This is a genomic window from Micromonospora sp. NPDC047753 (assembly GCF_040642735.1).
Lineage (GTDB): Bacteria > Actinomycetota > Actinomycetes > Mycobacteriales > Micromonosporaceae > Micromonospora.
This window is the reverse complement of sequence record NZ_JBEYSL010000291.1, coordinates 1-8,548: the sequence shown is the minus strand read 5'-3', so window position 1 is coordinate 8,548 and position 8,548 is coordinate 1. Positions and strand designations below refer to the sequence as shown.

Genomic DNA, 8,548 nt, shown 5'->3' with positions numbered 1-8,548 from the left:
TGCGGGACCGCCATCGGGATCGAGTTGAGCCCCACTGTGAGCCGGACGTCCAGCCGGGCGGCGAGCCCGGCCACGGCGGCCACGAAACGCTCCCACTGGAGGTCTGGTTCCGGGCCGGTGAGCAGCAGGAACGGGGTCTCGTCGTCGTCCTGCAGCAGGTGCAGCTCCAGCTTGGGCGCGTCGACGCTCTCCCAGTGGTCCTCGACGAAGGTCATCACCGGTCGTCGCGACCGGTAGTCGAAGAGCTGATCGACGTCGAACGTGGCGATCGGCCGACCCTCCAGCGAGGTGAGCAGCTGCTCACGCGCCAGTCGGCTGGCGTTTCCGGCGTCCACGAACCCGGTGAGGGCCTGGATGAGGACCGGCTGCCCGAGGTCGGGCAGATCGTCGGTGAGCTGGTAGAGCTCGTGTGGGTCGAGCACCGGTGCGGACCTCCCTGAAATGTGCTTGCGGAGTGCCGTCGCGATGGAGGGCACCCGTTCGGGCAACGTACCCGCCATCCTGGCGCATTCCTTCGTCGGGCGATCCGTTGGCCGGGTGGTGGGCGTGACCGGACCAATCGTCTGTTTACGCCACCGGGCCGAGCCTCGTGGCCGATCGGCCGAGGGGCGGTTCGGCCCAAAGGCCGAGTTTGTCGATCATGTCGGGCTCAGGGGTGGAATGTTCGCTCCCGTCCTGGCCCGTGCCGGTCCGCGTGCGGCGCCAGCTTCATCCGGTACGCGAGGTCCGTTCCCCGGGCGGGTCACCCCGCCCGCGTCGTCCACCAGTACGGCTCCGATCTGTGTCGAGCGCCACGTGATCACCGTGCGTGATCGGGGTTTCCACCTGCCTAGCCTCGGTTGATGCGTGACGACGGCACCCTCGACGACCCGTACGCCCCGAGCAGCCCCACTACCGATACGGAGGATGGCACCTCAACCGAACGGACAACCGCCGCGACCCGGCTCCGGGCGTACGCCCGGGACCTGACCGGTCGACGCCGGGCACAGCTGGCGCTGGCCACCGGTGTGGTGTGCTGCCTCGGTCTGACCGCCGTCGTCCAGGTTCGTAACGAGGACGCCGACGCGGCGACCCGGAGTGGATCGCTCTCCAGCTCCGAGCTGGCGCAGCGCGCCGAGCAGCAGCGCGCCTCCCGTTCCCTCGACCGCACGGTCGCCCCGAGCGCCTCCGCCGCCGCCCAGTCCGCCGCGGCGAGCCCCGCCGATCCGGACACCAGCGCGCCGGCCCGCAAGGTCGCCCCGGCTCGCCCGACCGACCCGGCGCCCGTCGCCGGGCTGGACGAGGACCAGATGGAGAACGCCGAGGCGATCGTCAGTACCGGCCGCAAGATGGGGGTGCCGCGCCGGGGTCTGGTGATCGCGGTGGCCACCGCCATGCAGGAGAGCAACCTCTACAACGTGGCCAGTGGCGTGCTGCCCGAGTCGCAGGACTATCCGCACCAGGGCGTCGGCTGGGACCACGACTCGGTCGGGTTGTTCCAGCAGCGTTCCAGCAGCGGCTGGGGCCCGGTGGGGCGGCTGATGGACCCCGAGTTCGCCACCCGGCAGTTCCTCAGCGCGCTGGAGCAGGTGCCCGGCTGGCAGCGGATGCGGCTCACCGACGCCGCCCAGGCGGTGCAGGTCTCCGCGTACCCCGAGCACTATCAGCAGCACGAGTGGCGGGCCACCCGGGTCGTTGACGCCATCGTGCCGGCGGGGCGGTAACCTACCGCCCACTATGGACGGTCAGGGTTGAGGCTGTCGGATCCCGGGTACATGTGTTGCAGGTTCGGGGTACACATGACTACGGGACCATCGACAGGAGGACGCCATGTCACTGATGCAGCGGATCACCACGTTCCTGAGATCGCCGAAGGGGCAGCAGTTGGTGGAGCGAGGTCGTCGGGAGATGGCCAAGCCGGGCAACCAGCAGAAGCTGAAGGGGTTGGCGGCCCGGCTGTCCAACCGCCGCCGCTGACCGTTCCATCGGCCGCCCTGTCCACCGTTTCCACCCCTGGGGAGACCTGGTGACCGACACCCCACCCGTCGGCGGTCAGCCCGCCGTCCCTACTCCGCAGCCGTCCGTCGACCTGCCGGCCGGGCCGGTGGACGCCCCCGAGGGTCCGCCGGCCCGGCTCTGGGACCGGATGCGTGACGACCCGCAGTACGCGCCGGAGCACCTTTCCCTGGAGGCGGTGCGGCGCCTGGGGCCGGAAGCCGCGCAGTGGGCAGCCCGGGCCCGTGCCGAGCAGCCCGGCGTTTCCGCCGACGCCCTGGCCGACCAGGCGGCCCGCAAGTTCGTCAACCTGGCCCGACTGTCCGGCGCGGTCTCCGGCGCGGCCGGGCTCCCCGGCGCGGTGATCGACGTGGGCGTGCTGGCCTGGACCCAGGCGCGGATGGCCCTGCACATCGCCGCCGCGTACGGCGTCGACCCCCTGCACAGCGACCGGGCCACCGACCTGTTGGTGCTCCAGCGGGTGCACAAGGTCGCCGAGAGCGCCAGGCTGGCGCTCGGCGTGGCCGCCGGGCGGGAACGCGCCGACGCGCTCTTCGGCCTGGGCGGCCAGCGTCCGCTGGGTCGGGTCATGTTGCAACTCGGCGTCCGGCTGGCCCAGATGGCCGGCGTCCGGGCCGCGAAACGGATGGTCGCCAAGATCGTGCCCGGTGCGGCAATCGTGCTCGGCACCTGGGCCAATTCGTCGGCCACAAAGGATCTCGCCCAGCGGTCCCGGGCGCTCTACGGCTCCCGCGGCAACGGCGTCCCGGAGCCGCGCCAACCCTGACGGCCCGTCCGGGCCGTCAGCTGGCCAGGCCGGAGGAGCGCCAGGTCACCTCGGCGATGCGGCCCTGGCCGGTGGCGTTGGGGTGGAACCAGTCCAGCGGGTTGAGCAGGTCCAGGGTGAACCGGACCTTGTGCAACGCGCCGCCGTCGTGCCGGCACCGTGATCCGTACGCCCGGCAGGCCGCCTTCAACTCGGCGTTGTAGGCGTCGATCCGCTCCCGGACGGCGGCCCGGCGCGCCCGGTCGGCGGGTGCGGTCGAGGTCGCCTCGGCGAGCAGGGCCGGGCAGATGCCCCGCCGCCACGCGCGGGTGGCCCGTTCGTCGTCGTGCCCGACCTCCCAGAGCCGGTACAGGTCGGGGATGCTCACCACCAGCACCCGGGCCTTGGGCCGGCCGGTCCGCAGGACCTGCAGCCCTTTGTCGACGTCGGCCCGGAACTGCGCCACCGGTGTCATCGCGTCCACCCCACCCCGACAGACGTCGTTGGCGCCGATCAGCACTGTGACGTAGTCGGCGCGGTCGCGTACCGCTGCCTGGGCCTGACCGACGAGGGCGTCCGCGCGGGCGCCGGGACGGGCATGGTTGTACGTCCGGTCGCGGATCGCCGAATTCTGTTCGAGCAGCCGCCGGTAGTGGCTCTGCACCCGCAGCCCGTCCCCGGTCGACCAGGAGTTGCGCTCGCAGGAGGTGAGCACCAGGCAGGAGGCGAAGCCGGTGCTGATCGAGTCGCCGAGAGCGGCGATGCCGCCGGGCCCGGTCGACGGCCTGCCGCTCGTAGTGGGGCGGGGCTCCGCGGAATTGCCGCCCTCGCAGGCCAGTGCGACCAGCGCCGCGAGACAGGCCAGTGCGGCGACCCAGCGTCGAGGCATGACGTCTCCCGTTCCCGCAGCACAGAGCGACAGCGCGGTAACTCTATGCGCAGGATGCGGTTGACCGGGAAGTTGCTGTCGGGTATGCGGCAGAGTGCCGACGCGGAAGCCGTAGAGGTGCTATGCGTCCCGCCACGGTGCCCGTTGACCGTGCAGCCACCAGTGCAACGCCCGGGTGATCCGAGGCAGCACCAGATAGGTCATCAGCGGGGTCAGGCAGAGCGTCATCAGCAGCACCCGGGCCGCCAGCGGCACCGCGTCGAGGAAGCGGCTCGTCAGCAGGGTGGCGGTCAGGCTCAGGGGAAAGAAGGCCAGCCAGATGGTCACCGCCTGCTTCCAGCGGGGCGGCGACGGGGGCGGGGGCGGGGCCAACTCCACCGGGTCCACCGAGTGCTCCAGCGGCCTGTCGAACCAGCCCTCGATCCCGGTACGCCGCTCCACCCGGGTGTGCTCGACGATGCCCTGCGCCGAGCTGAGCCACCAGTGCCGCTGCGGCGACTCCTCCCACCGGCGCAGCGTCTCGGCGTCGGCGAAGCGGTAGAGCATGTGCCACTCCGGCGAACCGGGCCCGCTCTGCACCCAGCCGGCGCCGAGAAACCCGGGGAACGCCTCGGCCAGCGCCGTGCCGGCCCGCATCCAGGCCACCATCTCGCTGGCCCGGCCGGGATCGACGCGGCGGGCGATGGAGACGGTCACCGGCACGGCGAGGGTCATTGACATACGCCCATCCTGCGGTCGACGAGGGCCGCGGCGCGAACGGATGTGCCGGAGCACACCGGCGGGTGCGGGTGTGCAGGCGCGCGGTACAGGTTAATCCGGCCGATCGGGGGTAGCTCCGTAAGCATGACGAGATCGCAGCCCCGGCGCGCCCGTGGCACGGTCGGCCATGCGAACAGCGCGTTGAACCTTCGGCTCACGCTCGCCAGCTTCGGGTTGGTGATCATGGTGCTCTTCGCGGTGCTGGCGTTCTGGGCCGGCATCGCCTGGCTCGGCGTACTCTGCGCGATCTTCGCCGTGGTCGCCGTGGTCGACCTGGTCGTGATCCAGCGCCGCCGCGCCGCCCGCCGCCGCGAGGAGCCGGGCGTACGACACTCGTTGTTCGAGTGACACAGGAGGACGGAATGCCCCACATCGCCACCACCAACCCCGCCACCGGACAGGTGCTCAAGACCTACGAGGCGATGTCCACCGAGCAACTCGACGACGCCATCGAGCGCACCGACCTCGCGTTCCACCAGCTGCGGGCGACGACAGTCGACCAGCGCGCCCAGTGGATGAACGCCGCAGCCGACCTGCTGGACGCCGAGCGCGACGAGATCGCCCGGATCATGACCACGGAGATGGGCAAGACGTACGTCGCGGCGCAGGCCGAGGTGACCAAGTGCGCCACCGCCGCCCGCTTCTACGCCGACAAGGCCCCCGCGTTCCTCGCCGACGAGCCCGCCGACGCCGACGCCGTGAAGGCCACCCGGGCGTTCATCCGCTACCAGCCGATCGGCGTGGTGCTCGCGGTGATGCCGTGGAACTTCCCGCTCTGGCAGGTGATGCGCTTCGCCGCCCCGGCGCTGATGGCCGGCAACACCGGCCTGCTCAAGCACGCCTCGAACGTGCCGCAGACCGCGCTGCTGCTGGAGGACGTGTTCCGGCGAGCAGGCTTTCCCGAGGGAGCCTTCACCACAGTGCTGGTCGACTCGGAGGCCGTCGACCACATCCTCAGCGACCCGCGGGTACGCGCCGCGACGCTCACCGGCAGCGAGCCCGCCGGCCGGTCCATCGCGCAGATCGCCGGACGGGAGCTGAAGAAGACCGTCCTCGAACTCGGCGGCAGCGACCCCTTCGTGGTGATGCCCTCGGCCGACGTGGACCGGGCCGCCGAGGTCGCCACCACAGCCCGCTGCCAGAACAACGGCCAGTCCTGCATCGCCGCGAAGCGGTTCATCGTGCACACCGACGTGTTCGACGCCTTCGCCGAGAAGTTCGCCGCCAACATGGCCGCGCTGCGCGTCGGCGACCCGATGGACCCGAACACCGACGTCGGGCCGCTGGCCAGCGAGCGTGGCCGCGACGAGGTGCACGCCCAGGTCAGCGACGCGGTCGACAACGGGGCGACGGTGCTCTGCGGCGGCGAGCGGCCGAACGGCGACGGCTGGTTCTACCCGCCGACAGTGGTCACCGACCTCACCCCGCAGATGCGGATGTGGTCCGAGGAGGTCTTCGGCCCGGTCGCCGGCCTGTTCCGGGTCTCCTCGTACGAGGAGGCGATCGAGGTCGCCAACGGCACCAGCTTCGGACTCGGCTCGAACGCCTGGACCCGGGACCCGGCCGAGCAGGAGCGCTTCGCCACCGACCTGGACGCCGGCAACGTCTTCATCAACGGGATGACCACCTCGTACCCCGAGTTGCCGTTCGGCGGTGTGAAGAACTCCGGGTACGGGCGGGAGCTGTCGGCGCTGGGCATGCGGGAGTTCTGCAACACCAAGACGGTCTGGGTGGGCGAGGGCGCCGCCTCGGCCGGCGCGGGGGCACACGCGGAATAGGGCACGCATCAGGCGACGCGGACGTGGGTAGGAGGTGTGCCCATGACGTCGTTCGGCTTTCACGCCTCGCATGAGCAGATCGGTCCACGCGCCCTGTTGGAGGCGGTGATGCACGCCGAGCGGGCGGGCTTCGACGCCGCCATGTGCTCCGACCACTTCTCCCCGTGGAGCGCCCGGCAGGGCGAGTCCGGCTTCGCCTGGTCCTGGCTGGGCTCGGCGTTGCAGGCCACCGGCATGCCGTTCGGCGTGGTCAACGCGCCCGGCCAGCGGTACCACCCGGCGATCATCGCGCAGGCCATCGGCACCCTCGGCGCTATGTACCCGGGCCGGTTCTGGGCGGCCCTGGGCACCGGCGAGGCCAGCAACGAGCACATCACCGGTGACCCGTGGCCCCGCAAGGACGTGCGCGCCGCCCGGCTGCGGGAGTGCGTCGACGTGATCCGGGCCCTGCTGGCCGGCGAGGAGGTCAGCCACGACGGCCTGGTCCGGGTGGACCGCGCCAAGCTGTGGACCCGCCCCGAGCAGCCGCCCGCGCTGGTCGGCGCCGCCGTCAGCGTGGCCACCGCGCGCTGGTGCGCCGAATGGGCGGACGGGCTGATCACCGTGAACGCCCCGGTGGAGCACCTGCGCGAGATGATCGACGCGTACCGGGACGCGGGTGGGCGGGGGCCGCTCCACCTCCAGGTGCACGTCTCCTGGGCGCCCGAGCAGGCCCAGGCCGAGGCGCTCGCGTACGACCAGTGGCGCAGCAACGTCTTCGCCCCGCCGGTCTGCTGGGACCTGGAGACCGTCGAACACTTCGACGTGGTCTCCGCCGACGTGCCGGCGCAGCGGGTCGCCGAGGTGGTGAACGTGTCGGCCGACCTGGGTCGGCACGTCGGCTGGCTGGAGGAGTACGCGCAGCTCGGCTTCGACCAGATCGCCCTGCACCACGTCGGGCAGGAGCAGCGCGGCTTCATCGACGCGTTCGGCGCGGAGGTGCTGCCGAAGTTGCGCCCGGGCGGCTGATCGAGGCCGGAACCGGGGTACCCCTAGGCTCGTACCCCATGGAAAGCCTGTTTCCGGTCGTCGTCTTCCTGGCGATCGCCACCCTGGGCGCCGCGTTGGCCCGCCGGCTCGGCCTGCTCGCGCCGATCGTGCTGGTCGTCCTCGGCCTGGCGCTCTCGTTCGTGCCGGGCTTCCCGCAGGTGCACCTCGAGCCGGAGTTGGTGCTGGTCGGCATCCTGCCGCCGCTGCTCTACGTGGCCGCGCTGGAGACCTCGGTGCCGGCGTTCAAGAACAACATCCGGCCGATCCTGCTGCTCGCGGTCGGCCTGGTGTTGTTCACCGCGTTCGTGGTCGGGTTGGTGCTGCACCTGCTGTTGCCGCAGCTGCCGCTCGCGATCTGCCTCGCCCTCGGCGCGGTGGTCGCCCCACCGGACGCCGTGGCCGCCACGGCCGTCGCCCGTCGGGTCGGGCTGCCCCGCCGGGTCGTCACCATTCTGGAGGGCGAGAGCCTGGTCAACGACGCGACAGCGCTCGTGCTGCTGCGGGTCGCGACGATGGCCACCGTCGGCTCGGCCGTCGGCGCCGACAAGATCGCCATCGAGGTGCTGCGGTCCACCGGCGGCGGCATCCTGATCGGGGCGCTCGGGGCACTGGTGTTCGGCTTCCTGCATCGGCGGATCACCGACCCGCTGCTGGACAACGCGCTGTCGTTGATCATCCCGTTCGCTGTGGTGTTCACCGCCGAACACCTGCACGCCTCCGGTGTGGTCGCCGTGGTCGTCACCGGCCTGGTGCTCGGGCACAAGCTGCCCCAGCTGCTGTCGGCGGCGTCCCGGTTGCAGATCGGCGCGTTCTGGCGGCTGGTCCGTTTCCTGCTGGAGGGCCTGGTCTTCCTCCTGGTCGGGCTGCAACTGCGGGAGGTGTTGCACGACCTCGACGAGCCGATCGGCTCGCTCATCCTGATCACCTTCGCGGTGCTCGCCACCGTCTTCCTGACCCGGTTCGTCTGGCTCTTCCCGGCCACGTACCTGGCCCGGTTGGTCCCCCGGGTGCGCCGCCGTGACGCCCGGCCGTCACCGAAGTTCCCGATCATCATCGGCTGGGCCGGCATGCGGGGCGTGGTGACCCTGGCCGCCGCGCTGGCCCTGCCGCTGACCCTGGCCGACGACAAGCCGTACCCCAGGGCGTTGTTGATCTGGCTGGCCTTCGCCGTGATCGTTTTCACCCTGGTCGGCCAGGGCGCCACCCTGCCGCTGGTCGCCCGCCGGTTGAAGCTGCCACCGGACGACGCGGTGCAGGACGCGCTCTCCGCGGCCGCCGTGCAGCAGCAGGCCAGCAAGGCCGCTCAGGACCGCCTCGACGAGTTGGCCGACGGCGCACCGGATGCGGTGGTGG

At 71.6% G+C, this 8,548-nt stretch carries 10 protein-coding genes; 7 read left to right on the top strand and 3 right to left on the bottom strand.

Annotated features, from left to right (window positions below; all coding sequences use genetic code 11):
* On the bottom strand, positions 1–422 hold a 422-nt coding region (locus ABZ749_RS22595; RefSeq protein ID WP_357230727.1), incomplete at its 3' end, for a PAC2 family protein.
* Positions 423–842: 420 nt separating this feature from the next.
* On the opposite strand from ABZ749_RS22595, the gene ABZ749_RS22590 reads away from it, so the two are divergent.
* The 3 genes from ABZ749_RS22590 to ABZ749_RS22580 all read left to right on the top strand — a co-directional run bounded on the left by ABZ749_RS22590 (position 843) and on the right by ABZ749_RS22580 (position 2,761).
* Entirely contained in the window at positions 843–1,703 is an 861-nt protein-coding gene (locus tag ABZ749_RS22590; RefSeq protein WP_357230724.1) for a peptidase M23, read from the top strand.
* A 106-nt stretch (positions 1,704–1,809) separates the two neighbouring features.
* Positions 1,810–1,956, top strand: a complete 147-nt coding sequence (locus ABZ749_RS22585) for a hypothetical protein (RefSeq protein ID WP_167457721.1) — start codon at positions 1,810–1,812, stop codon at positions 1,954–1,956.
* A gap of 49 nt (positions 1,957–2,005) precedes the next feature.
* Positions 2,006–2,761, top strand: a complete 756-nt coding sequence (locus tag ABZ749_RS22580; RefSeq protein WP_357230721.1) for an EcsC family protein — start codon at positions 2,006–2,008, stop codon at positions 2,759–2,761.
* A gap of 16 nt (positions 2,762–2,777) precedes the next feature.
* Here ABZ749_RS22580 and ABZ749_RS22575 read toward each other — a convergent pair whose 3' ends face one another.
* Positions 2,778–3,629: a GDSL-type esterase/lipase family protein gene (locus tag ABZ749_RS22575; RefSeq protein ID WP_357230718.1), complete on the bottom strand. Its 852-nt coding sequence runs from the start codon at positions 3,627–3,629 to the stop codon at positions 2,778–2,780.
* A 120-nt stretch (positions 3,630–3,749) separates the two neighbouring features.
* Positions 3,750–4,349: an antibiotic biosynthesis monooxygenase gene (locus ABZ749_RS22570; RefSeq protein WP_357230715.1), complete on the bottom strand. Its 600-nt coding sequence runs from the start codon at positions 4,347–4,349 to the stop codon at positions 3,750–3,752.
* A 123-nt stretch (positions 4,350–4,472) separates the two neighbouring features.
* Between ABZ749_RS22570 and ABZ749_RS22565 the strand changes: the two genes are divergently transcribed.
* From ABZ749_RS22565 to ABZ749_RS22550, 4 genes are all read left to right on the top strand, one after another.
* Entirely contained in the window at positions 4,473–4,736 is a 264-nt protein-coding gene (locus tag ABZ749_RS22565; RefSeq protein WP_091401582.1) for a DUF6343 family protein, read from the top strand.
* A 14-nt stretch (positions 4,737–4,750) separates the two neighbouring features.
* The gene (locus ABZ749_RS22560) at positions 4,751–6,166 is read left to right on the top strand and encodes an NADP-dependent succinic semialdehyde dehydrogenase (protein ID WP_357230711.1); all 1,416 of its coding nucleotides are present in this window, start codon (positions 4,751–4,753) and stop codon (positions 6,164–6,166) included.
* Positions 6,167–6,208: 42 nt separating this feature from the next.
* The gene (locus tag ABZ749_RS22555) at positions 6,209–7,174 is read left to right on the top strand and encodes a TIGR03885 family FMN-dependent LLM class oxidoreductase (RefSeq protein ID WP_357230708.1); all 966 of its coding nucleotides are present in this window, start codon (positions 6,209–6,211) and stop codon (positions 7,172–7,174) included.
* Positions 7,175–7,212: 38 nt separating this feature from the next.
* Positions 7,213–8,548 (top strand): Na+/H+ antiporter (locus tag ABZ749_RS22550; RefSeq protein WP_357230705.1); only part of this gene is annotated, 1,336 nt, incomplete at its 3' end.

What these genes read in the sequence shown, in the direction of transcription:
- ABZ749_RS22590 (WP_357230724.1), top strand. Translation starts at nt 843, where the DNA reads ATGCGTGACGACGGCACCCTCGACGACCCGTACGCCCCGAGCAGCCCC.
- ABZ749_RS22585 (WP_167457721.1), top strand. Translation starts at nt 1,810, where the DNA reads ATGTCACTGATGCAGCGGATCACCACGTTCCTGAGATCGCCGAAGGGG.
- ABZ749_RS22575 (WP_357230718.1), bottom strand. Translation starts at nt 3,629, where the DNA reads ATGCCTCGACGCTGGGTCGCCGCACTGGCCTGTCTCGCGGCGCTGGTC.
- ABZ749_RS22570 (WP_357230715.1), bottom strand. Translation starts at nt 4,349, where the DNA reads ATGTCAATGACCCTCGCCGTGCCGGTGACCGTCTCCATCGCCCGCCGC.
- ABZ749_RS22565 (WP_091401582.1), top strand. Translation starts at nt 4,473, where the DNA reads ATGACGAGATCGCAGCCCCGGCGCGCCCGTGGCACGGTCGGCCATGCG.
- ABZ749_RS22560 (WP_357230711.1), top strand. Translation starts at nt 4,751, where the DNA reads ATGCCCCACATCGCCACCACCAACCCCGCCACCGGACAGGTGCTCAAG.
- ABZ749_RS22555 (WP_357230708.1), top strand. Translation starts at nt 6,209, where the DNA reads ATGACGTCGTTCGGCTTTCACGCCTCGCATGAGCAGATCGGTCCACGC.